General features: G+C 33.6%; 20 protein-coding genes. 12 read left to right on the top strand and 8 right to left on the bottom strand.

The window, feature by feature from the left end:
* Nucleotides 1–53: 53 nt before the first annotated feature.
* A complete protein-coding gene (locus tag J2X17_RS16170; protein WP_310300239.1) occupies nucleotides 54–1,847 on the bottom strand; it encodes a hypothetical protein in 1,794 nt (597 codons plus the stop codon).
* A gap of 179 nt (nucleotides 1,848–2,026) precedes the next feature.
* Nucleotides 2,027–3,589 (bottom strand): hypothetical protein, encoded by a 1,563-nt coding sequence (locus J2X17_RS16165; RefSeq protein ID WP_310300236.1) that lies wholly within the window; start codon nucleotides 3,587–3,589, stop codon nucleotides 2,027–2,029.
* 116 nt (nucleotides 3,590–3,705) lie between these two features.
* Here J2X17_RS16165 and J2X17_RS16160 point away from each other — a divergent pair, with 116 nt between their 5' ends.
* Nucleotides 3,706–6,093, top strand: coding sequence for a penicillin acylase family protein (locus tag J2X17_RS16160; protein ID WP_310300233.1), 2,388 nt, complete (start codon nucleotides 3,706–3,708; stop codon nucleotides 6,091–6,093).
* A 75-nt stretch (nucleotides 6,094–6,168) separates the two neighbouring features.
* On the opposite strand, the gene J2X17_RS16155 is transcribed toward J2X17_RS16160, so the two are convergent.
* The 3 genes from J2X17_RS16155 to J2X17_RS16145 all read right to left on the bottom strand — a co-directional run bounded on the left by J2X17_RS16155 (nucleotide 6,169) and on the right by J2X17_RS16145 (nucleotide 9,083).
* Nucleotides 6,169–6,621 carry a hypothetical protein gene (locus J2X17_RS16155; protein WP_310300231.1) on the bottom strand — a complete coding sequence of 151 codons (453 nt, stop codon included), beginning with the start codon at nucleotides 6,619–6,621 and terminating at the stop codon, nucleotides 6,169–6,171.
* Between the two features lie 156 nt (nucleotides 6,622–6,777).
* Nucleotides 6,778–8,226 (bottom strand): serine hydrolase, encoded by a 1,449-nt coding sequence (locus J2X17_RS16150; RefSeq protein ID WP_310300228.1) that lies wholly within the window; start codon nucleotides 8,224–8,226, stop codon nucleotides 6,778–6,780.
* A gap of 263 nt (nucleotides 8,227–8,489) precedes the next feature.
* Nucleotides 8,490–9,083: a GNAT family N-acetyltransferase gene (locus tag J2X17_RS16145; RefSeq protein WP_310300223.1), complete on the bottom strand. Its 594-nt coding sequence runs from the start codon at nucleotides 9,081–9,083 to the stop codon at nucleotides 8,490–8,492.
* A 391-nt stretch (nucleotides 9,084–9,474) separates the two neighbouring features.
* Between J2X17_RS16145 and J2X17_RS16140 the strand changes: the two genes are divergently transcribed.
* Nucleotides 9,475–10,815: an FAD-dependent oxidoreductase gene (locus tag J2X17_RS16140; protein WP_310300220.1), complete on the top strand. Its 1,341-nt coding sequence runs from the start codon at nucleotides 9,475–9,477 to the stop codon at nucleotides 10,813–10,815.
* Nucleotides 10,816–10,907: 92 nt separating this feature from the next.
* Here the strand turns inward: J2X17_RS16140 and J2X17_RS16135 are convergent, their stop codons facing one another.
* Complete coding sequence (locus J2X17_RS16135; RefSeq protein WP_310300217.1) at nucleotides 10,908–12,425, bottom strand: helicase HerA-like domain-containing protein; 1,518 nt, start codon at nucleotides 12,423–12,425, stop codon at nucleotides 10,908–10,910.
* 379 nt (nucleotides 12,426–12,804) lie between these two features.
* Here J2X17_RS16135 and J2X17_RS16130 point away from each other — a divergent pair, with 379 nt between their 5' ends.
* From J2X17_RS16130 to J2X17_RS16095, 8 genes are all read left to right on the top strand, one after another.
* Complete coding sequence (locus J2X17_RS16130) at nucleotides 12,805–13,629, top strand: MotA/TolQ/ExbB proton channel family protein (RefSeq protein ID WP_154341446.1); 825 nt, start codon at nucleotides 12,805–12,807, stop codon at nucleotides 13,627–13,629.
* A 56-nt stretch (nucleotides 13,630–13,685) separates the two neighbouring features.
* The gene (locus J2X17_RS16125) at nucleotides 13,686–14,312 is read left to right on the top strand and encodes an ExbD/TolR family protein (protein WP_310300211.1); all 627 of its coding nucleotides are present in this window, start codon (nucleotides 13,686–13,688) and stop codon (nucleotides 14,310–14,312) included.
* A gap of 19 nt (nucleotides 14,313–14,331) precedes the next feature.
* A complete protein-coding gene (locus J2X17_RS16120; RefSeq protein ID WP_310300208.1) occupies nucleotides 14,332–14,880 on the top strand; it encodes an ExbD/TolR family protein in 549 nt (182 codons plus the stop codon).
* A 36-nt stretch (nucleotides 14,881–14,916) separates the two neighbouring features.
* Nucleotides 14,917–15,714 (top strand): energy transducer TonB, encoded by a 798-nt coding sequence (locus J2X17_RS16115; RefSeq protein WP_310300206.1) that lies wholly within the window; start codon nucleotides 14,917–14,919, stop codon nucleotides 15,712–15,714.
* Nucleotides 15,714–15,944: a hypothetical protein gene (locus tag J2X17_RS16110; protein ID WP_026983456.1), complete on the top strand. Its 231-nt coding sequence runs from the start codon at nucleotides 15,714–15,716 to the stop codon at nucleotides 15,942–15,944. The genes J2X17_RS16115 and J2X17_RS16110 overlap by 1 nt, the downstream gene beginning before the upstream one ends.
* 1 nt (nucleotide 15,945) lies before the next feature.
* On the top strand, nucleotides 15,946–16,869 hold the full coding sequence (locus J2X17_RS16105; RefSeq protein WP_310300201.1) for a PstS family phosphate ABC transporter substrate-binding protein: 924 nt from the start codon (nucleotides 15,946–15,948) through the stop codon (nucleotides 16,867–16,869).
* Nucleotides 16,870–16,885: 16 nt separating this feature from the next.
* The gene (locus tag J2X17_RS16100) at nucleotides 16,886–18,553 is read left to right on the top strand and encodes a tetratricopeptide repeat protein (RefSeq protein WP_310300198.1); all 1,668 of its coding nucleotides are present in this window, start codon (nucleotides 16,886–16,888) and stop codon (nucleotides 18,551–18,553) included.
* Nucleotides 18,554–18,654: 101 nt separating this feature from the next.
* Nucleotides 18,655–19,287: a 7-carboxy-7-deazaguanine synthase QueE gene (locus J2X17_RS16095; protein ID WP_310300195.1), complete on the top strand. Its 633-nt coding sequence runs from the start codon at nucleotides 18,655–18,657 to the stop codon at nucleotides 19,285–19,287.
* A 73-nt stretch (nucleotides 19,288–19,360) separates the two neighbouring features.
* Here J2X17_RS16095 and J2X17_RS16090 read toward each other — a convergent pair whose 3' ends face one another.
* Together J2X17_RS16090 and J2X17_RS16085 are read right to left on the bottom strand one after the other, a co-directional pair.
* Complete coding sequence (locus J2X17_RS16090) at nucleotides 19,361–19,906, bottom strand: YfiT family bacillithiol transferase (protein ID WP_310300192.1); 546 nt, start codon at nucleotides 19,904–19,906, stop codon at nucleotides 19,361–19,363.
* 18 nt (nucleotides 19,907–19,924) lie between these two features.
* A complete protein-coding gene (locus tag J2X17_RS16085; RefSeq protein WP_310300190.1) occupies nucleotides 19,925–20,632 on the bottom strand; it encodes a class I SAM-dependent methyltransferase in 708 nt (235 codons plus the stop codon).
* A 74-nt stretch (nucleotides 20,633–20,706) separates the two neighbouring features.
* Here J2X17_RS16085 and J2X17_RS16080 point away from each other — a divergent pair, with 74 nt between their 5' ends.
* Nucleotides 20,707–21,201, top strand: coding sequence for a YkgJ family cysteine cluster protein (locus J2X17_RS16080; RefSeq protein ID WP_310300186.1), 495 nt, complete (start codon nucleotides 20,707–20,709; stop codon nucleotides 21,199–21,201).
* Nucleotides 21,202–21,320: 119 nt separating this feature from the next.
* Nucleotides 21,321–22,556: an ABC transporter permease gene (locus J2X17_RS16075; protein ID WP_310300183.1), complete on the top strand. Its 1,236-nt coding sequence runs from the start codon at nucleotides 21,321–21,323 to the stop codon at nucleotides 22,554–22,556.
* Nucleotides 22,557–23,229: the final 673 nt, after the last annotated feature.

Below are 23,229 nucleotides of genomic sequence, written 5' to 3'. Positions count from 1 at the left end.
AAAACCCCAGATTCAGAAGAATTTGGGGTTTTTCAGTTTTTAGCGATTTAGTTTTATATTTTGATAGCAGCTAATGCTGTTTTATAAGACTCAAATTGTTGTGTTATTTGATTTTTGTCGTTTGCAAAATAAAATGTTGAATCAAATAAATTTTGATAATAAGTTATTCCTTCAAAAAGATTCGTTTTAAAAGTATTCCATTTTTTGAGCTGATTGGCAGTCACTTCCCCAGAAATTGTTTCGATTTCATTTTTAAGATAATCGACATACATTTTTAATTCTTTGACGAAGACATTAGGACGATCCGTAATTCTTAAAACCGATTTATTGCCGTAAATATGCTGCAGCATGTCTTTTAAGGAAACTTCCTGATCAAAATACGCCATATTTGGACCCGGGCAAATTACCACGCCTTGTTCCTGGCCTTTAATTTCGATATCATTTTCTAAATAAGAGGCGTTAGCCAGACCAACACACAAACATGCTTTTTCTGTAATTTTGAGTTTTGCTTGTTCGAACTCATACGGAGAAAAAGTTTCTTCTATGTTTTCTAATTCTTCCAGTTTAATGTCCTGATATTTTTTAGAAGCAGTACAAATTCCCTGAGAATCATATTCTTTACTCAATGCCAGAAATTTTTTAGGACAAGAGCTTCCAGCCTTGTTTTCCGCAATTCTTTTTTGTTTTATGATTTCATTTGAAGTTCCTTTCAATGTATTAAACGGAACTCCCAATGGCGAAATATGACTTAGATACAAATCTTTTTCTTTGGCATTTATTAATAAATTTCGGGTTGCGTCATCTACCGAAGTTGCTTCCGGAACCAATAAAAACGGCGATCCCCATCCAACCGAATCAACATTGTAATTATTCAATAAAAATTCATGTTCTTCTGAAGTTCCTACGCCTCCCTGAACCGTAATTTTTACTTGTAAAGGTTGACCAGGAATCGGCATGTTTTTTTGCTCTAATACTTTAATCATTAAGTCGTGAGATGACTGAACCAATTGTTCTTTCTTTTGCTTGAATTCCTCCAAAATTGTACCTAATAATAAACCTTCAGTAGCAAAAGCGTGACCTCCGCAATTTAGTCCTGATTCAATTCGATATTCAGAAACCCAGAGCCCTTTTTTAGCTAAAAAATTTCCCTGAATCATCGCTGACCTGTAATCGCTGACTTTAAGAATGATTTTCTTTTTAAGCTGATTGTTTTCATTCGGAAAGAAATCCGGAAAATTCTCAAAATAACTATAAAGTCTTGGATTCATTCCGGCAGAAAGGACAACTGAGGATTCAAGATTACTATTTGCAAAACCTCTTAAAGCAGCATGTGCATCATTAAATTCTTGTGGAAGCTGTTCATTTTTAATGAAATTATCTTTGTCCAGTTTCGTCATGATGTTCACATCAATTTCTCCGACAGACAGCTGTGATTCAATATAATTCTGGATATTTTCCTTGAAAGAAATGCCGTCATCAATTAAATTTTGAAAGCCTCTTTTAATGTCTGAAGTGTTAGGTAACATTGACATGAAATTCTCTAAAGCGGTTTTACTTTCAGCTAATTCGGTTTTAAAATTCTCAAATTTCTGCTTGACAATTTTGTCTACTAAATTTAGGTAAGATGTAATTCTTTCTGCGCGATAGTCCTGAAATTTCTGACTTATTTCTTCGTATGGGAGATTAAATTTGATACTGTAAAATTTACGCATCTTCTCAATCAGTTCATCATCAGCAATCGAAATTACAGATGAAATTCCGTATTGTGCCACGCGAATCGGGCTGTCAATTGTATATGCAAGCCCCATTACCGGAATATGAAACGTATGTAAGGGTGATTTTGTCATTTGTTTTAATTAAAATAAAAGCAAATGTTGGAAAAAGTATTTTCATAAAACCTGATAAATGTCAGGTTTATAATGAGTTGAAAAATATTCGCCTCGAATTACACGAATTTCCGCGAATTATTATTTAATTTTTAGGAAAAAAAATTAGTGGAAATTAGTGTAATTCATGGCAAAAAAAATCAAATCAATATCTTCTTCAAAGACTCGGCAATATTTCTCCAAAGGAAATTATAAAAGGATTTATCCTTAATTCTTTCCACTTCTACATCAGCATTTTTAGGTCTCTCGTCCGAATCATTTTTTAGCAATAAATTAGCCACTGCAGTTTTAAGTTTGGCTTCTTTTTCCGGATGTTTCTTTTTGTATAATTTGACTTTAAGATCATCATATTCCAATGAAGCATTTCCTTTTGAAGTATCATCATTTCCATAAAAATTAAAATGATATTTTTTAAATGTTCCTGTAAATGTGGTTTTTATATAAGGCTTAGTGAATCTTTCCATTGCCGCAACATTAAAGTTATCAATGGTTCCCTGAATGTGAAAACTGTCTTTCAGATCAAGAACATTAAAACTCCAATCGACATTTAAAGGCGAGGTTTTCATAAATTGACAGGCCACTTTTATCTTTACATCAGTAGTCTTTTTTAGGCCAAAACCGCTTCGGAGATTGGTCGCCTGCATATTAAAATGATCAAAAGTCAAAGCGCCGGGACCATTAGATTTATCTGTTTCTTCTTCGTAAACCAATTTTGATTTCAGAATTTGCAGCGTATCAATTTGAAGTGGAAATTTAATATTTCGCAGCAAATGATTATACAAATATTTTTTGCTTAAATCGTCTTTTACCGCTTTGTCACGGTAAATATGAGCATCAAAATGATTCATTACAAGTGAATTTGCCTTGAAGAAAAAGCGGTCATTTTTAAAACCCCAATCCATTTTGTTGATGCTGGCCGAATCTACTTTTAAAGTGTAAATATCCTTTTCTTTTTCCAGTTTCTGAACAAATTCTTTTCGGTTATATTCAGGAAGCATCGAGAACTTTTTTATTTTCAAAAAGTTATTTTCTGTGCTTAATTGACCAATGTTCAAATGATAAAATTGATTTGGTTTGTAATATAAGCTATCAAAAACCAAAACATATTTTTCATAATGCATCGGAATTTTTTCTTTTAAGGTGGCATCAGTAATCAATATACCTTCTAGTTTCAGCAAAATATTTTTGACACTAAAAATTGGTTTGTTATTTTGTAATGAAACGACGTCTAAGGTTCCGTCATTCAAATAAATGTTTGAGACGGCAATTACTTTTTGAAAAGGCTCAATGATTTCCGTTCGAATACTTTTGCTGTTATTTAAAAGCTTGTCATTTTTTTTATAAAGAATAACGCGTGGTTTGTTGATGATTATACTTTCTGCCTGAATAATGTCGCGAAATGCCAAATCCCAGACATTAAAATGTTTAATAGTAATCGATTCAATTTTAGAATAAATTCCGGTTTTTGTTGGGCTGTTCTCAGGTTGATTTTTGGGATGAACAAGCAAAGTTGTAGCATAAATATTTCGCGACCAAAGCGAGACTTCGATTTTTTCGTAATTAATATGATAAGCGGTTTTGTTCTTCTCATGAACAATAATCGGCAATTGTTTTTTGATCCAATAATTGAGGCCAATGTTGAGTAAAAGCACAAAAACAAAGATCGAAATTACACCGATTGCTATTTTTTTATAGATTGACATTTATCGTATTGATTTTAAATATAAATTTAGGCTTTAGAAAACAATCCTTTTTACACGATTTTATCTTTAAGTTACATCATTACCGAATCCTTTTTATAAGCTATACTTTTTTGAATATGAGAAAAATTAAAAAAATACTGTTGGTTTTACTGCTCTTAATTGTTGTTTTGGGAATTGCTTTATGCGCCTATATTTTCCATTTGAAGCCAAAATATGAAGGTGAAGTAAAGTTGAAAAATCTTCAGAAGGAAACCACAGTGTATTTTGATGATTTTGGAGTGCCTCATATTTATGCTGATTCTGAAAAAGACGCTATGACTGCTTTAGGGTATGTACATGCGCAGGAAAGATTATGGCAAATGGAATTACTTAGAAGAATTGCACCCGGTCGATTGTCTGAAATCTTTGGATCAGTTGCGCTTAAGAATGATATGTTTTTCTCCGGAATTGGTATTGAAGAAGCTTCGGCGAAAGCCATTGCCAAATTAGACAAAAACAGTCAGAGCTATAAGCTCACGATGGCATATTTAGACGGATTAAATCAATATTTGGATGAAGGTGTAACGCCAATCGAATTTACTTTGGTTGGAGTTAAAAAAGAAAAATTTACCATAAAAGACGTTTATAATATTTTTGGATATATGTCTTTTAGTTTTGCGATGGCTCAAAAAACGGATCCGCTTTTGACAGATATTCGGGCAAAATATGGCGCGGAATATGTGAAAGAACTGGGGATTGAAGGAGAATTCAATACGACAAAAATCAGAAGCTCAAAAGGGGATATTGAAGAGTATACTTCGATCGCAAAATCGGTAGCGAGTTTACTGGATAAATCTCCAATTCCCCCATTCGTTGGTAGTAATAGCTGGGTGGTTGGTCCAAATAAAACAAAAACCGGAAAAGTTATTTTTGCCAATGATCCGCACATTGGGTTTTCGCAGCCGGCGACTTGGTATGAAGCACATTTAATAACACCGGAACATGAATTGTACGGGTGTTATCTGGCAGGAACACCGTTTCCGTTATTGGCTCACAATCGCGATTATGCTTACGGATTAACGATGTTCGAAAATGATGATATCGATTTTTATCAGGAAACTAACAAAGCAAATGATGCAAATCAGTATCAGACACCAACAGGTTTCGCGACTTACCAATCCAGAAAAAAGACAATTAAGGTAAAAGATACTTCGGATGTGGTTTTGACTGTTAAATCAAGCCGACACGGACCAATTATGAATGATGTATTGGAGAATCTGAAAAGTAAAAAACCAATTGCCATGTCGTGGATTTATACACAACAGCCTATTCAGATTCTTGATGCGGTTTACGGACTTTCGCATGCAAAAAGTAAAGAAGACTTTAGAAAAGCAGTACAATTGGTTGCAGCGCCGGGATTAAATGTAATGTACGGAGATGCGAAAGGAAACGTTGCCTGGTGGGCGACAGGAACGCTGTATAAACATAATAAAGGGGTGAATTCATTTTTTATTTTGGATGGTGCCAGCGGTAAAGATGATATAACAGAATATTTGGATTTCAATAAAAATCCATCGGCTGAAAACCCAAAATGGGGTTACGTTTATTCAGCGAATAATCAGCCGGAAGCCGTTGATGGTTATTTGTATCCGGGTTATTATCTGCCGGAAGATCGTGCAAAGAGAATTTCAGGTTTAATGGATGCCAAATCAGATTGGGATAAGGAAACTATTAGCAAAATGATTTTTGATAATACTTCAGCTGTTGCTCCTGGTGTAGTTCAGAATTTAATTTCAAATCTTGATAATAAAGAACTTTCTGCAGACGAAAAAGAAGCTTTGAATGTTTTAAAATCATGGAAAGGAACAACTAATTTAGAAGATGTTGGCCCAACGATTTACAACAAATGGATTTATTTGTACTTGAAAAATACGTTTGAAGACGAAATGGGCAAGGAGGATTTTAATTTATTTCTCGGAACTCATTTGGGAAAACAAATTATTGCGCGTCAAATTGTCAATGAAAAATCAGTTTGGTGGGATAATATCAAAACTAAAAACATAAAAGAAACGAGAACAGAAATTGTTTCAAAATCATTTCAAGAGGCAGTTTTGGCACTTCAAAAACAATTAGGGAATTCGATTGCTGATTGGAATTGGGGAAAAGTACATACAGTTGAGCACGAGCATCCACTTGGGAAAGTAGCTGCTTTGCGCAAACTATTTAATGTCGGTCCTTTTGCTGATCCGGGATCAAATGAAGTAATTAATAATCAATTTTTTGGTCTTAATGAAGAAGGGAAATACTATGTAAAAGGAGGTCCGTCAACTCGTAGAGTTGTTGATTTCTCTGATATTGAAAATAGTTGGAGTATCATACCAACCGGGCAATCCGGAAACCCGTTTAGCGAACATTATAAAGATCAGGCTGAAATGTTTAATACGGGTAAATTCAGAAAGATGAAATTGAATAAAGAAGAAATCATCAAGACTTCAACGAAGTTAGTCCTAAAACCAGAAAAATAGAGTTTTAGGTCTCAGGTTTTCTTTGTTTCAAGTTAGGTTCTAAGGTCGAGAAAATAACCTTAGAACCTTAGAACCTTATTTAGAAGAAATATATCTCCCCTTAACAATATCATTTGCAAAAATATTCAAATTATTAATTAGTGCTTTGTTGGTTGTCATCACATTCGTTTTTTGATAAGCGGTGTCTTTTTGATATGCTTTTAGTAAAGTTTCTAATTCCACTTCATCATAAAAGGCAAATACATTGTAAATGGCGTCCCTGAAATTTTTGTAGTTAATGCTTTGGGTTATTTCCATTGATTTTTGTTCGTTCCAGCCTTCTTTTTCTGAAGTTTCATTGATTTTACTTAAACAAAAATCAACAACGTAAGTTTTGTAATTCGTAGCTTCAATAATTTTATCGACAATAATTTTATTTTGCTGTGTTGGCATTGCTACAGGCGGAGGATTTGTTTGAGAAATACAAATATTCGTGATAAACAGACATAGCAATGAAGCCAAAATGGAAGGCGTCTTTAGATTTTTCATAGGTTATTTTATTGTTTTTGGGCAGGGCTAAAGTAATATTTTTTATGATAGATTATCAAACTTCAATGTTAGAAATTGTAACAAAAAAACTTCGATAATACCGATTTGAAATCTGTATTATCGAAGTTTTTTTTGTAATTTTTTAAGATGATTATTTTATTTTTTTGAAATTTCTTCTAATGCTTTCTTTCCTCCTTCATTACCCGGATCAAGTTCAACAGATTTGGTGTAATTTTCAAAAGCCAGGTTTTTATCTCCATCGGCTAAATAAGCTTCACCAAGGCTATCATATACATTTCCGGATTTTGGAAAGTTTTCTACATTGATTTTGAAAACCTCTATTGCTTCCTTTTTTTTACCGTTTTGGAGTAATAAATAACCAACTCTGTTTATATCAGCTTCTTTAATACCGTAGATTGGATCTTTTTTTAATTTTTTATAACGCTCTGTACCAGCGACTGCTCCGTTTTCAGAATAAACATCTAAAAGTTCAAGGGCCATTGATTTTTTAGGTTCATTAAAAGGCTGATTGTATAGAATAGCTCTGATGCCCTCGTTCATTTCACCTAAAATTGTTCCGCCAGTATTATTTAGTAAGACTACTAGGTTCCTATCTGCAGGAACTCGTGAGATAATGGTGTTAAATCCGTTGATTCCTCCACCGTGTTCAACGATTTTCAATTTCGCTTTATCTCCATTTGGAGCATCTTCCAGAAACCATCCATACCCGTAAGAATCATCTCCGCCAGTGCTGATATAAGGTTTGAACAATAAATCCATTGATTTTTGTGAAAGCAGTTTGGTCGTATAAAGTGCCTGTTCCCATAAATATAAGTCTTCGGCGGTCGAATATAACGATCCTGCTGCATACGGAATACTCATGTCTAAATAAGCAGAATTGACGATTTTATTACCTTGTTTTTCATATCCGGAAGCTCTCTTTTTTAATATGATGTCGCTGTGGTCATAACCTGTGTTCGCCATTTTTAAAGGAGTAAGAATAATTTCCTGTAAATATTGTTCGTATGATTTGCCTGAAACTTTCTCGATGATATAGCCCAATAAAAAATAGCCTGAATTACTGTAGTTGAATTTTTCGCCAGGCGTAAATTCAAGTGGAAGACTTGAAAATGTTTTTACAAATTCTTCCGGAGTGTACGGATTTCTACTTTTTTCTTTAAAGAAATTAGGAGATGAAGTATAGTTTGGAATTCCGGAAGTGTGTGTCAGTAAATGATGAAGTGTTATTTTGTCGCCATTTGCTTTTGGATAATCTGGCAAATAAGTGGTAATGGGAACGTCAAGCTTCAGTTTGCCATCTTCAGCTAATTTTACAATTAAAAAAGCTGTAAATTGTTTGCTGATAGAACCTAATCTGAATTTGGTGTCAGGCTGATTTGGAATGTCCCATTCCATATTGGCAAAACCGTAACCTTTTTTGAGAATGACTTTTCCGTTTTCTGCAACAAGGGCTGATCCGTTAAATTGTCCGTATTCTTTGTATTTCGAAAGCAGTTGGTCAATTTTCTTTGCCTTATCCTGTGCAAAAGCTGTATTGAGGGTTAAGAGAATTGCGAGAACAATTAATTTGATTGATTTTTTCATACTGATTGATTATTGGTTAGGGTTAATGATTCAGTGTCTGATTTTTTGATTGATGATTGAAACATTGTAATCATCTGAATTTTAATTTGTTGTGCTAATTTACAAATTAAAATGAGTGATTATATTCGTGTGCTAATTTGTTAGACGACTCAAGTTTCATTTGGTTTCAGAATCATGCAACTTTTTTCATTTTTTCCTAAAATAATTCAGATTTTGTCCATTGATTGGACGTCGTTAATCTTAAAATCACAATAAAATATTTTTTAGATAAACTCCTTAAAATGCGCTCTTTTAGTATCCTGCCATTCCTCTGTAATAATACTATAATATACATCGTCTTTACTTTTTCCTTCCGAGTCGACGTAGTTGTTTCTAAAAGTGCCCTCTTTTATGGCACCCAACTTTTCAATAGCTTTTTGAGATCTGTTGTTTTCAAGATCGGCGCTGAATTGTATTCTTTTAAATTGAATGTTTTCAAAACCGAAATTCAGTAATTCAAATTTGCAGGCCTTGTTTAGTCCCGTTCCCTGAAATGCTTTTCCGTACCAAGTCCAGCCAATTTCGCATTTTTGACTTGCATGATTTAGGTATCCATAGCGTGTGCTCCCGGCAACTTTGTTGGTGGCTTTGTCAATTATTAAAAACGGATAACAAATTCCGTTTGCTTTTTGTTGAAGGGTATTTTGAATGTAGTTTTCGAAATCAGTGCCAGTACGTACATACATTCCCATATATTTCCAGATTTCATCATCAAGAATAATTTCTTTGAGCTCAATGTTTCTTTTGTTTTCAAACGGAAGCAATAAAACCCGGTCGTTTTCTAAGATGATGTTTGATTGTAATAATTCACTATTCATTGGTTTTAAGTATTGCCACAAAGTCACAAAGGTGCAAAGTTTTTAAATCCATTTAATCCTTTAATCTGTGGCTGTAAAAAACTTTGCGACTTTGCGTCTTTGCGAGATTATTTCCTCAAGCGAAAGTAGTCGTTTTCGGATTTCTAATAAATCAGTAAAAACGGGATTTTGTTATGAAAACGAGTCTTGCATGAGGGATAGGAGCGGCATCCTTTTGTGGCCATGAGCGTTCCTATTGTGAGCCACAAAAGATATAGCAGATAGCCCGACCCGCTCCCGAGGCTTCGGGATCGGCGGGTCATGCCCATGTAAATCATAAATATTTCCTTTATTTTTAAGCTCTTGTAGAATTATTACTTATTTTTACGGACTTATATTTAGATTTTTCTTGATGCAAACTTCACTAAAAATTGCTGTGGTCGGTTCTGGATTGGTAGGATCACTGTTGGCAATTTATCTTAAAAAAGCAGGTCATACCGTTCATGTTTATGATCGTAGTCCTGATATTCGCAAAATTAATTTTTCGGGTCGTTCTATCAATCTCGCAATGTCTAACCGTGGCTGGAGGGCGCTTGATGGCGTTGGCGTTGGCGATGCGGTTCGTGAAATTGCGATTCCGATGGACAAACGTGCGATTCATTTGGTTGATAAACTTAATTTTCAGAATTACGGACAGGAAGGCGAATCGATTTATTCGATTTCCAGAGGAACTTTGAATCGGAAAATGATTGACCTTGCTGAACAAGCAGGAGCGGAATTTTTGTTTGATCAAAAAATCTGGGATGTTACGCTGAGTGATGCGACTTTGCATATTGGTGAAACCGAAAGAGGGGAATGGGAGGAGAAAAAATACGATATGGTTTTTGGTGCCGATGGTGCGTTCTCAAGAATCCGTCACAGAATGCAGCGCCAAAGCATGTTCAATTATTCGCAGGAATTTTTGAATATGGGGTATAAAGAATTGAATATTCCGGCAAATGCCGATGCTACTCATAAATTAGATAAGAACTCATTTCATATTTGGCCACGCGGTAAATATATGTTGATTGCACTTCCTAATTTAGATGGAAGTTTTACCTGTACTTTGTTTATGCCATTTGAGGGGGAAAATTCTTTTGAATCGTTGACAGATCGTAAAATGGTGGAAGATTTTTTTGAGAAAAACTTCCCGGATTCTATTGATGTGATTCCGAAGCTGGCTGAAGATTTCTTTAAAAATCCAACAAGTACTTTGGTAACGATGAAATGTTTCCCGTGGACATACGAAGATAAAATCGCTTTAATTGGAGATGCCTGTCATGCGATTGTTCCATTTTATGGGCAGGGAATGAATGCCGGCTTTGAAGATATTACGGTTTTAAACGAAATGATCGAAAAATTCGGAGATGACTGGAAGAAGATTTTTTCAGAATATCAAATCTCTCGCAAACCAAATGCCGATGCGATTGCAGAACTTTCATACCGTAATTTTATGGAAATGAGTACCAAAACTGCCGATGAGAAATTCTTGCTTCAAAAGAAAATAGAAAAAGCATTTTCTGATAAACATCCTGATAAATGGATTCCGCTTTATAGTCGTGTGACTTTTAGCGATCGCCCGTATGCTGAGGCATTAGCAATTGGTGATTTTCAGAACGGAATTATGGAGGAAGTTCTAAAACTCGATAATATTGAAAATATTTGGAACACACCAGAAGTAGAAAATAAGATTCTGGAGTTGCTGAATAAATAATTTTCAATGTCAATAGCAATTACAATATCAAAAATCAATTAAGATTTGGAATTGATATTGTAATTGATTTTTGATATTGCCATTGATTCTTTTTACTTCTTAAAGATTTTTGACAATACGCCAAAAACACCTCTTATAAAGGTAGCACTCGTTACCACTTTTAAAACCGATTTTCCAACGACACTTGCTGTACTTGGTTCAGTTTTAGAAGATTTTGTTGGTGTTTCCTCTTCTTGCTCTGCCGCCGCTTGCGTGGCATCTGCAATTTTTTTGTTCAGCAATTCGTAAGCACTTTCGCGATCTATTTCCTCGTTATATTTTCTTACCAGTTTCGATTTGCTGTTTATTGCTTCAATTTCATCAGAAGTTAAAATATCCATTCTGCTTTCTGGCGCGCGCATCATTGTGGCAACAAGCGGGGTTGGAACTCCTTTTTCATTTAATGCCGTAACTAATGCTTCGCCAATTCCCAGGCTGGTCAATAATTCTTCGGTTTTATAGTAAGAAGAAGTTGGATAATTATCAGCAGTTTTTTTAATGGCCTGACGGTCATTTGCTGTAAAAGCTCTCAAAGCATGCTGAATTTTTAATCCTAATTGCGCCAAAACACCACTCGGAACATCCATTGGATTTTGCGTTACAAAATAAACACCAATACCTTTAGAACGAATTAGTTTAACTATAGTTTCAATTTGTTCTAATAAAACCTTACTGGCTTCGTTGAAAATTAAATGTGCTTCGTCAATAAAAATCACTAATTCAGGTTGCTCTGAATCTCCTTTTTCAGGCATTTTCTGATAGATTTCAGCCAATAGGCTTAACATAAAGGTCGAGAACAATTTAGGTTTGTCCTGAATATCCGTCAGGCGGATAATGTTTACGTAACCTTTTCCGTTTTCGTCGATTCGCATCAAATCATCAATTTCAAAAGATAATTCTCCAAAAAATAAATCGGCTCCTTGTTGTTCCAGCTCAATTATTTTTCGCAGAATTGTTCCTGTTGTTGCAGTTGATATCTTGCCATAGGTCGCTGCGATTTCATCTTTTCCTTCTTCAGTAATATAATTCATGACTTTTTTAATGTCCTTTAAGTCTAATAAAGGCATTTGATTATCATCGCAATACTTAAAGATAACAGCAACAACTCCTGCTTGAGTGTCATTTAAATCCAGAATCCTGGAAAAGAGAACCGGACCAAATTCTGAAACAGTTGCGCGCAGGCGAACACCATCTTGTTTAGATAATGACATTAATTCAACAGGAAATGATGCTACATTATAAGGTATATTAATTTTGGCGTGACGCTCAGTGATAAAACCTTCTTCTTTTCCTTCTTTTGCAATACCACTAAAATCACCTTTTATATCCATCATCAAAACAGGAATTCCTGCATTCGACAATTGTTCTGAAAAAACCTGAATTGTTTTGGTCTTGCCTGTTCCTGTTGCACCTGCTATAAGTCCATGACGATTTAAAGTTTTTAAAGGAATTTTTACGTGAGCCTCCGCAATTGGTTCTCCATCCAGCATAGCGCCACCAAGAATGATACTGTCGCCTTTAGAAAGATAGCCTGTATTTATATCCTGAATGAAATTGTCTTTTTTATTCATGTTTTTATTGTAATTTAGATGATTATAAGAGTGTTACTTTGCTTATTGGAAAATTGTATTTATTTTTTTTAGTAGGAAAAAGCTTTTTTCATTTAAAAATGCAATAAAAAAAAATTTCGCAACTTTTTAAGAAGATATCAATGGAATCTTTGAATATTTACTAAAACGTTGTAATTTTCCCATAAAACGTCCTTATTTTTGTTTTATCAAAAAAATCGCGTTGGCAATTTAATGAGATATTTTTTAAATTGACGTTAAATTTCCTTCAATAAAATTAAAAAAAGTTTTTTTATTTAAACTAAACGTATAAATTTGCTCCTCTACAAGTTAAATATAACTAAAAAATAAAAATTATTTAAAACTATTAAAATTAAAAAAAATGGCAAACGTTAAAGTTAAAAAAGAAAGCACTTCAAATGGAGGAGGAATGATCACTGGAATCATTATTGTAGCGTGTATTTTAGTTGGGGTGTTTATTTGGAAAGTAATCATGGGAGATGCTTCTAACTTCGAAGGAGGTAATCCAGAAACAGGTCATCCGATCAATACTTTAGGTCAGGTTTATAAAGGGGGATTCATTGTACCAGTATTATTAGGAATGTTTTTAATGGTTGTTGTTTTTTCTATTGAAAGATTTATCGTTATCGGTAAAGCTGCTGGTAAAGCTAACTTGGATAAATTCATGAAAAGCGTTCAAGGAAGTATTAAAGAAGGAAACATCGAGGCTGCTATCGCTTCATGTGACAAACAACAAGGTTCAGTTGCAAATGCAATTAAATCTGCTTTGATTAAATATCAAGATGTTAAAAAAGAAGGTTTCAACAGTGAAGAGGCTTCAGAAGTAATCCACAAAGAAATCGAAGAGGCAACTTCATTAGAAATGCCAATGTTAGAAAAAAATATGACTATTATCTCTACTTTAGTATCATTAGGAACTTTAGGAGGATTATTAGGAACTGTATCAGGTATGATTAAAGCGTTTGGTGCGTTAGCTTCTGCTGGAACTCCAGATCAAGCTGCTCTTGCAACAGGTATTTCTGAGGCACTTATCAATACTGCAACAGGTATCTCTACTTCTATCTTAGCTATCGTTTCTTACAACTTCTTTACTGCTAAGATTGATGATTTAACTTACTCTATCGATGAGGCTGGTACTACAATCGTAAATACTTACAGAAGATTCAGAGGAAGTTTGAAACAATAATTAATTTTTGATATTAATAATTAAGATTAATTATATCAAAATAAAAATAAAAGAGAATGGCTAAAATAAAAATGAAAAAAAAGTCAACATCGACAGATATGACTGCCATGTGTGATGTTGCGTTCCTTTTGCTTACGTTCTTTATTTTGACCGCTACTGCTAAGGTGCCTGAAGCACTTCCTGTAGATATGCCTGCTTCTGTTGCTGAATTTAAATTACCAGATACTGATTTGGCAATTATCACAGTAGGAAAAGGAAAAGACGGGAAAAGCAAAGTGTTTTTTGACCTAAAAGGAAGAGAGATTCGTAAAAGAACTCTTGAAGGTATAGGTGCAAAATTCGGTGTAGAATTTTCAGAAGATGAAAAAACTAAATTTGCTTTAATGGATGACTTCGGTGTTCCGGTAACAAATTTAAAGCAAATCATTGCTATGAAATCGTCTGATAGAGTGAAAGCGGATCAACCTGGAATTCCAATCGATTCTTTAGATAATCAATTAAAAGAGTGGCTTTTGGTTTCAAGAAGAGCTGCAATTGATCTTGATGATAAAGAATTGCAGATTGCAATTAAAGGAGATGCTAAAGAACAATATCCACAAATCAAAAAGATTATGGATATTTTACAAGACCAAAAAATCAATTCCTTTAACTTAGTTACAGGTATGAGAGGAAAAGACTTTTAATTAAAAAAGATACACTAAAATGGCTGAATTAAATACCGGCGACGGTGGTGGCGGAAAAGGTGGTAAAGTAAGAAGTAAAAAGCAAAATTCTAAAGTCGATTTAACGGCAATGGTGGATTTGGCATTCTTGTTGATCACATTCTTTATGTTAACCACATCGTTGTCAAAACCTCAATCGATGGATTTGTCTCTGCCAGATAAAGATGAAGATCCAACAAAGAACAAAGATATCAAGGTAGACGAGAATCGTACTATGACGGTTATATTAGGAGAGAATAATAAGTTGACTTATTATATGGGATTATTAGCTTCTCCTAAGGTTGGACCAAAAGATATTGCATACGGTAAAAATGGTATTCGTAGAGATTTATTGACTCAAAAGAGAGCGGTAATTCAATATACTGGTGATACGAAAAAAGGAATTATAGTTATTATCAAGCCAACTAAGAAATCAAATTACCGTAATTTGGTAGATATTTTAGATGAGATGGCTATTACTGGAGTGAGTACATATGCAATCGTTCCTGAGTTTACGCCGGAAGAAACAAAATTGGTAGATAAAAAATAAGGACATTCTTATTTTGATACCCTAATACTCAAGAAAATGAAATTAGATATTATAAAAAATCAGTGGCTTGATATCGTATTCGAAGGACGTAATAAGATATATGGTGCATATGAGTTAAGAAAATCGAACGGTAAGACGACTGTTAAAGCCCTTATCATAGGTTCGATCATTTTTAGCTTTGCTGTAGCAGCTCCTCTTATTGCTAGTTTTTTACCGGATTCTGGTGAAGATGAAGTAGAAAATAATGTTAAGATTGCGACAGTAAAATTACCTCCTAAAAAAGAGGAAGTTAAACCTAATCAACCACCTCCACCACCTCCACCACCAAAAGTGGATCAGGTGAAGTTCGTAAAACCAGTGGTTGCTAAGGCAAATGAAGTTACTGAAGATCCTCCAAAAATTGAGGAACTTAAAGACAAAAAAGTTGGTTCTGAAACTATCAAAGGAGATCCAGATGCAGTTTTAACTGTTGATGAGCCAGTAGGTACTGGAACTGCTGCAGTAGTTGAAGAAGATAACCAAGTATATAACACGGCTGGTATCGAAGTAAAACCAGATTTCCCAGGAGGAATCGATAAATTCTACAAATTCGTAGGAAACAATTATAAGACTCCAGAAGAAGAAGGTTTAAAAGGTAAAGTTTATGTTACTTTTGTAGTTGAAAAAGACGGTTCATTAACCGACATTAAAGTTTTAAGGGATATCGGTTACGGTACAGGAGCAGAAGCAATTCGTGTTCTTAAAAAATGTCCAAAATGGACTCCTGGCGAGCAAAATGGTAAAAAAGTTAGAGTACTTTACTCTCTGCCTATTACTATTCAATCTGCAGAATAATGTTAAAAGATATGCTTAATAATATTCAGAAGAAATCGCTCAAAGAGCGATTTCTTCTTGTTTTAGGAATACTGTTTTTTTTAATATATCTTGTACTGGGTTTAATGATTATGTTTTGGAAGAAATTACCATTAGATATGGAACCTAAATACAGATATGCTTTTGGAGGCTTGTTGATTGTATATTCCGCAATCCGTTTTCTGAGATTAATTAATTCAAACGCAGAATAATATGTTGAAGTATAGTAAAGTTTTTGTTTTGGTGGCTTTTGTCTTTTTGTTTGCTATGTGCAACCAAAAAAGCAAAAGTGATTCTGATAAGGAAACAATTTTAAAAGGTTCAGTTGATGTTACTGTTGATGAAACGATAAAACCAATTGTTGAAGATCAGGTTGCTGTTTTTGAAGGAACTTATTATGATGCTAAAATTAAAATTAAAGCTAAATCTGAAGGAGAACTGATAAATGATTTGTTAGATCAAAAAGCTAAGGTGGTCATAATTGCAAGAAATTTGACTGAAGATGAATTAAGAAGATTTGAAAAAAGTAAAATTAAACCAAGAGTTACGCCTTTTGCAAAAGATGCTATAGCTTTAATTTCAAATAAGAGCAATAATGATACATTAATTGCGTTGAAAAATGTTATAGATTTTATGCAGGGTAAAGCAGATCCAAAAATTAAAGGACTTGTTTTTGATAATCCAAATTCTAGCACAGTACGTTATATGTTAGAATTGGCCAAAGTAAAAGAGATTCCAAAAAATGGTGTTTTTTCTTTTAAAACAAACGATGAAGTTATTAAATTTGTTTCTGAGAATAATGGAATGATTGGCGTCGTGGGAGTTAATTGGCTGTCTCAGCCTTCTACTAATATGATTGAGACAATAAAGAAAATTAATGTCTTAAGCGTAAAAGGGTTAAATGATGACAAGTATTACAACCCAAGTCAAAATGATTTGGCTGAAGTAAAATATCCTTTGGCACGTGATTTGTTTATCATAAATTGTCAGGGTTATTCTGGATTAGGGATGGGCTTTGCTTCATTCATTGCTGGAGACATTGGGCAAAGAATTGTTTTGAAATCTGGTTTACTGCCTGTCAGAACTCCGGGAAGAAAGCTTAAAATTAGAAATCAAATTATTAATGATAAAGAATAAATTAATTACAACAAAGATGAATAAATTTAAAATTTTTAGTCTTGCTTTAGTTGCTTCTGCCACTGTTGCACAAGCGCAAGATATAAACCAGGCCAAGAAAGCAATTGATGCTGAACAATTTGAGAAAGCGAAATCTTTGCTGAAATCAATCATCAAAGCAAAACCATCTGATGGAGAAGCTAATTTTGTTTTGGGTAACATATATTTAAATCAGGCTATTGTCGATTCTGCTAAAATTTATTACAATAATGGTTTAGCAGCTTCAGACAAGAAAAACTTAAATTATATTGGTTTAGGTCAGTTAGATCTAGATGGTAAAAATACTGCTGCGGCGCAGGCAAATTTTGGTTTGGCTACAAAAGATATGAAACGTAAAGATGTAAATGAGTTTATTTACATTGGTAGAGCTTATATGAATTCTACAAACCCTGATTACACTAATGCTGTTGCGAGTTTAAAGAAAGCTTTATTACTAGAGCCTCAAAATGCAACTGCACTTTTGGCAATTGGTGATGCGTATTATGGAGCAAATAATCAAAATGATGCTTACAAAGCTTACCGTGATGCATTTACTGCTGATCCAACGCTTTTAAGAGCGAAAATGCAATTAGGGGTTTTATTAAAAGGTGCTAAATCATATGACGAAGCTATTAAATCTTTTAATGAGGTTATTGCTATTGATGCTAATTATGGACCAGTTTACAGAGAGTTGGCTGAAACTTATTACAAATGGGCAAGAAACAAACCTTCTACAAGACAGGTGAACTATCAAAAAGCAATTCAAAACTACGAGAAATATTTGAGTCTTACTGATTACTCAATGAACTCTAGAATGCGTCATGCGGATTTCTTGATTTTGGTTGAAGATTATAAAGCTTTAGAAAAAGAAGCTAACAAAATGATCGAATTGGATAAAGTTAATCCTAGAATTTACAGATATTTAGGATATTCGGCTTATGAAAATGGTAATTATGATGTTGCGATTAAATCTTTAGAGGATTACATGAAAGTACCTACTAATAAAGTTATTGCAAAAGATAATTTATATTTAGGATTTGCTAAAATTAAGAAAGGAACTGATGCTGCTGGTGTAGTTGATCCTGCTGCTTTTGATGCTGGTTTAGCTGAAATCAAAAAAGCTGTAGCTGTTGAGCCATTAGCTGTTGAAGATCTTGGAGATTTTGGTAAAGAATTGTTTGGTAAAAAACAATATAACCAAGCTGCTGCAATTTATGAATTGAGTACTACAAATACTGAGCAAAAAAATTACCTAAACGATAATGTATACTATGGTATCTCTTTATACTATGCAAATGCAAATAAAGAAAAAACGGCTATAGATGCTGCCGGTTTAGCTAAAGCTGATGCTGCTTTTGATAGAGTATTGGTTGCTTCTCCAACTTATGATGAGGCTTACTTATACAAAGGAAGAATCAATAACTTATTGGAAAAAGATGATTTAATTATCAAAAACTACCAAGAGTATATTACAAAAACAACTGCAAAAGGTGCTGAAGAATTAGCGAAACCTGCAACAGTTAAAAAAGTTGTAGAGTCGTACAATTCAATCGGTGCTGCTTATGCTAACACTGATAAAGCAAAAGCTATTGAGTATTTCAATAAAAGTTTAGTTTTAGATCCAACTAATGCTTATGCTACTCAATCTGTGAAAGCTTTAAAATAAGATAAATTACTTGTCTAAATATAAAACCGATAGTTCCTTTGAACTATCGGTTTTTTTTGTTCCGTATTTAAATGACTATCTTTGCACTTTAAAATGAAGTAATGTTATCAAAAGAAATACAATTAGAAGTTAATAAGGGTGCTATGTTACCTTTGATGGAAGAGTTTTATACCATTCAGGGAGAAGGTTACCATACAGGTACCGCGGCTTACTTTATTAGAATTGGAGGTTGCGATGTGGGTTGTCACTGGTGTGATGTGAAGGAAAGTTGGAATGCAGAATTACATCCGCCAACGAGTGTTGATTTAATTGTGAAAAATGCTTCAAGCTATGCTGATACTGTTGTAATTACAGGTGGAGAGCCTTTAACATGGGACATGAGTTTGTTGACACAGCAATTAAAAGATAAAAATTTAAAAGTTCATATTGAAACATCAGGTGCTTATCCGCTTTCGGGAACTTGGGACTGGATTTGTCTTTCTCCTAAGAAAAATAAATTGCCTACTCAAACCGTATATGATAATGCACATGAGTTAAAAGTAATTATTTACAATAAACATGATTTTATCTTTGCAGAAGAACAAGCAGAATTGGTAAACGATAATGCAATTTTATTTCTTCAGCCAGAATGGAGTAAAAAAGAAGAAATGACGCCTTTAATTGTTGATTATGTAATGAACAATCCAAAATGGCGAGTTTCACTTCAGACGCATAAATATTTGAATATTCCTTAAATAGAATAAAAAAATCTCTTCAACTGAAGAGATTTTTTTGTTTGTAAGCCTGTGTAAAAAGAAACAACTTTATTTATTTCCAGTTTTTGTATTTCTTTAAAGTAGTAATGTGTGCCAAATGATGATTTCCATGCCAGGCATAGGTTCCGATAATTTGTTTAATTTGATATTCAGAATTATTTTCCGGATGGATAAATGATTTTTCTAGATCAGTTTCTGATAAATTTTTCATTATAAAAGCTAAACGGTAATGTAATCCCTCCAGTAAACTTAATGTTGGCAGAATTGGCATTTCTAAATTATCTGGTAATTCAGACCATAAGGTTTCATTATACGCTTTTATCACAGGATTATTTTCGGTCAAAGCCCATTTAATTCGAATGAAACAATTCATATGGCTTTCGGCACAATGATGAATTACTTGACGAACCGTCCATCCGCCATGACGATAAGGTGTGTCTAATTTTTCATCACTCAAATGAAGCGTTTCTTTTTTGAGCCTTTCAGGAAAAGATTCGATTTCGGCAATTCTGTCAGAAATGTATTCAGGCGTATACGCTTTCGGTGCTTCAAATTTTCCAATCGGAAATTTTAATTTCTCTAAATCTAATTCTTCCATAATAGTCGATTGATATTTTTAAATTGAAAGTCGGGCTAAATAATCGTAATGGTCACCTTCTAAAACAAGCTCACATTTTAGCCCATTCGAAATAGCAGCATTTTGCAAAGTGTTATAGTCAAGATATAACCAGTCAAAAGGCTCTTCTTTTTCTCCTTTATATGAAATATTAAATATTAATTCACCATAGTAATCATTATTAGACGGAATCCATTTTCCGCCGTCTTCATCTTCATCAAACATATAAATAATATCGGAGCTATCCAGTAATATTTGTCCATTTGGATTTAAAAGTGATTTTAATTTTGATAGATATTTATTGCAATTGTCTAATTTTCCAAAAATTCCGACGCCATTCATTAATAATATAATCGTGTCAAATTTTGCTCCGTCAAAATCTAATATATTTTGAACTTTTGCATTTTTAACACCACGAAGTTTACAAGTTGCAATTGCATTTTCAGAAATATCAATGGAAGTAACCTCTAAATTACGATCGTTTTGCAATGTCAGACTATGGCTTCCTGCTCCGCAACCCACATCTAAGATTTTTCCATTCGCAAGTTGTAATGCTTTTTGTTCTAGTTTTGGCATTTCATTATAGGAACGAAATAAATAATCGACACTCATCTCGTCTTCTTCAGAAATAGAAGTTTCGGTTATTATATCTTCAGGTGAATTATTGGTTTGAAAATCATACATAGCTTTTCCAAAAAGATCTTTCATGGTAATTTAGTTCAAAGTTTAAGGTTTCAAGTTTAAAGTTGTTTAATTTTGCAGATCAACTTTAAATTTTAAACTTGAAACAAATTTTAAATAACTTAAATAAGTTAGCCAAAGATAAGCATATCGAAAATAAAAAGTATTTCGATAAGTTGAAAAAGAAACAGCCGAAGAATTTAGATTACGTCATGCAGGATTTGCATAATGCAGAATTTAAAAAAACGGATTGTCTACAATGCGCCAATTGTTGCAAAACTACCGGGCCCTTGTTTACTTTGGCAGACATCGAAAGAATTTCTAAATCCTTCAGGCAAAAACCACAACAATTCATCGAACAGTATCTTCGTATTGATGAAGATAAAGATTATGTCTTAAAAAGTGTTCCCTGTACTTTTCTGGACAGTGAAAATTACTGCATGATTTATGATGTGCGTCCAAAAGCCTGTAGAGAATTTCCGCATACAGATCGTAAAAAGTTTCATCAAATTGCGGACCTAACACTTAAAAATGTTGCTATTTGCCCTGCGGCTTATAATATAGTAGAAGAAATGAAAAAGAAATTGCCGCTTTGAGAATTTAAAAATTTTGTAATTGTTTTTCGGAACAATTCTTTTTTGTTTTTTTAAATGTATTTTTGAACATACTGAAAAACCAGAGTACGGAATAAATCATTAATCAGATAATCATCAATTTGAACTTAGAATATTTTATAGCCAAAAGGCTTATTACTGCGAAAGATTATAAAAGCAGTATTTCGGCACCTATTATCAAAATTGCTATTTCGGCTATTGCTATTGGTATTATTATGATGTTAGTTTCGGTGGCAACAGGAATTGGACTGCAACAAAAAATACGAGATAAGGTTTCTGCTTTCAATGGTCAGATTATTATTTCGAACTATGATAACAATAATTCAGAAGTAACGCTCATTCCGATTTCTAAGAAACAGGATTTTTACCCAAATTTCAAATCAGTTTCTGAGGTTAGCCATATTCAGGCGGTGGCAAGTAAGGCTGGAATTATAAGAACTGAAAATGCTTTTGAAGGTATTATTTTCAAAGGGGTAGGTGCAGATTACGATTGGAATAATATAAAAGAATATTTGGTTGAAGGGAGATTGCCTGATTTCACGAAAGAAATAAATGAAGATGTTATAATTTCTCGGTTTCTTGCTGATAGGCTTAATTTGAAAGTGGGTGATGAGTTCAATACTTTCTTTATTAAGGAAGAGCAAGGGAAAATGCCTAATAGCCGCCGATTTAAAATTGCGGGTATTTTTAATTCGGGGTTTCAGAATTTCGATGCTACATATATTATAGGAGATATTCGTCATATTCAAAGAATAAATAAATGGACACCTGATCAAATTGGGGCTTTTGAGGTTTTTGTAAAGGACTTCAATAATATTAAAGCAACCGGAAATGAGATTTACGATCAAACATCATCTAGTTTAGATACTAAAACAATAATTGAAAAGTATAGTTATATTTTTGACTGGCTACAACTTTTTGATTTTAATATAATTGTCATTCTGGCTGTAATGATTCTGGTTGCGACTATTAACATGGTTGTTGCTTTACTAGTTCTTATTCTAGAGCGAACACAAATGATTGGAATACTAAAAGCACTGGGTGCTAATAACTGGACAGTTCGTAAAATATTTTTATACAATGCATTTTATCTCATAATAAGAGGACTCTTCTGGGGGAACTTAATTGGTATTTCATTATTGTTAATTCAGCAGCAATTTGGAGTCATCCATTTAAATCCCGAAAACTATTATGTTAATGTAGCGCCGGTATACATTAATTGGGTTTATATAATACTACTGAATTTACTAACTGTTACGGTTTGTTTTCTGGTATTATTAATTCCGTCCTATATTATAACCAGGATCTCACCCGTAAAAGCAATTCGGTTCGATTAAATTTAAAACATAACAATTCCAAGCCTGACAAGTTCTTAGAACCTGTCGGGTTTGTTTTTTTTGTACATGATTAATAAGTATGAATTTCTACTTTAATATATAAGAAGGATTTTTTAGAGAAGAATTAATATTTTAATCAGGAGCTATTTCCTGCTGTCCTTCCAATCTTTTGTGGTGTCCCGAGGCTTCGGGGCCACCACAAAAGGATTTCCTTCCGTCCCGAAGCGTCGGGATCGGGACTATCGGGGCTAAGGGGGTTGTTTTCAAAAGAAGTATTACTTATAATATAGTATAAGAAAAAGCAGAAGAAAGCGACTTTGTGTCTTAGTGTCTTTGTGGCAAAGCTAAAAAAGAGGGTAAGTAGATATGTTGTAAAGTTCTCAGCAAAGAGTGTATTGTTGTGTGAAGTCCATAAAAATAGGGTATCTGGAAATAAAAGAATTGAGAGAAATACAAACTCTACAGAATATTCTTATAAATGATAAAAAACTTCAAAAGCTAAGCTTTGCGTTATCAGAGTGTTAAGAAAAAGTTTTAAAAAAGATCAAAAAAACTCATAGGAAAAGCTTGCAGAACTCAATAAAGGTGCTACTTTTGCACCCGCAACAGCGATAGACGTTCCCTGAAATACTGACAAGCATTAGAATCCAAACGAAAAAATATTTTCAAAAAA

The sequence above is a fragment of the Flavobacterium aquidurense genome (assembly GCF_031458035.1).
Taxonomy (GTDB): Bacteria; Bacteroidota; Bacteroidia; order Flavobacteriales; family Flavobacteriaceae; genus Flavobacterium; species Flavobacterium aquidurense_C.
The sequence above is the reverse complement of the archived record's forward strand: the minus strand, read 5'-3'. Positions and strand labels throughout refer to the sequence as shown.

Bases quoted from the DNA above. Each gene is read 5' to 3' on its own strand.
- J2X17_RS16110 (WP_026983456.1), top strand. From the start codon at position 15,714: ATGTTAAAAGATATGCTTAATAATATTCAGAAGAAATCGCTCAAAGAG.
- J2X17_RS16145 (WP_310300223.1), bottom strand. From the start codon at position 9,083: ATGAATAGTGAATTATTACAATCAAACATCATCTTAGAAAACGACCGG.
- J2X17_RS16160 (WP_310300233.1), top strand. From the start codon at position 3,706: ATGAGAAAAATTAAAAAAATACTGTTGGTTTTACTGCTCTTAATTGTT.
- J2X17_RS16150 (WP_310300228.1), bottom strand. From the start codon at position 8,226: ATGAAAAAATCAATCAAATTAATTGTTCTCGCAATTCTCTTAACCCTC.
- J2X17_RS16170 (WP_310300239.1), bottom strand. From the start codon at position 1,847: ATGACAAAATCACCCTTACATACGTTTCATATTCCGGTAATGGGGCTT.
- J2X17_RS16100 (WP_310300198.1), top strand. From the start codon at position 16,886: ATGAATAAATTTAAAATTTTTAGTCTTGCTTTAGTTGCTTCTGCCACT.
- J2X17_RS16095 (WP_310300195.1), top strand. From the start codon at position 18,655: ATGTTATCAAAAGAAATACAATTAGAAGTTAATAAGGGTGCTATGTTA.
- J2X17_RS16135 (WP_310300217.1), bottom strand. From the start codon at position 12,425: ATGAATAAAAAAGACAATTTCATTCAGGATATAAATACAGGCTATCTT.
- J2X17_RS16140 (WP_310300220.1), top strand. From the start codon at position 9,475: ATGCAAACTTCACTAAAAATTGCTGTGGTCGGTTCTGGATTGGTAGGA.
- J2X17_RS16115 (WP_310300206.1), top strand. From the start codon at position 14,917: ATGAAATTAGATATTATAAAAAATCAGTGGCTTGATATCGTATTCGAA.
- J2X17_RS16155 (WP_310300231.1), bottom strand. From the start codon at position 6,621: ATGAAAAATCTAAAGACGCCTTCCATTTTGGCTTCATTGCTATGTCTG.
- J2X17_RS16085 (WP_310300190.1), bottom strand. From the start codon at position 20,632: ATGAAAGATCTTTTTGGAAAAGCTATGTATGATTTTCAAACCAATAAT.
- J2X17_RS16130 (WP_154341446.1), top strand. From the start codon at position 12,805: ATGGCAAACGTTAAAGTTAAAAAAGAAAGCACTTCAAATGGAGGAGGA.
- J2X17_RS16165 (WP_310300236.1), bottom strand. From the start codon at position 3,589: ATGTCAATCTATAAAAAAATAGCAATCGGTGTAATTTCGATCTTTGTT.
- J2X17_RS16125 (WP_310300211.1), top strand. From the start codon at position 13,686: ATGGCTAAAATAAAAATGAAAAAAAAGTCAACATCGACAGATATGACT.
- J2X17_RS16090 (WP_310300192.1), bottom strand. From the start codon at position 19,906: ATGGAAGAATTAGATTTAGAGAAATTAAAATTTCCGATTGGAAAATTT.
- J2X17_RS16120 (WP_310300208.1), top strand. From the start codon at position 14,332: ATGGCTGAATTAAATACCGGCGACGGTGGTGGCGGAAAAGGTGGTAAA.
- J2X17_RS16105 (WP_310300201.1), top strand. From the start codon at position 15,946: ATGTTGAAGTATAGTAAAGTTTTTGTTTTGGTGGCTTTTGTCTTTTTG.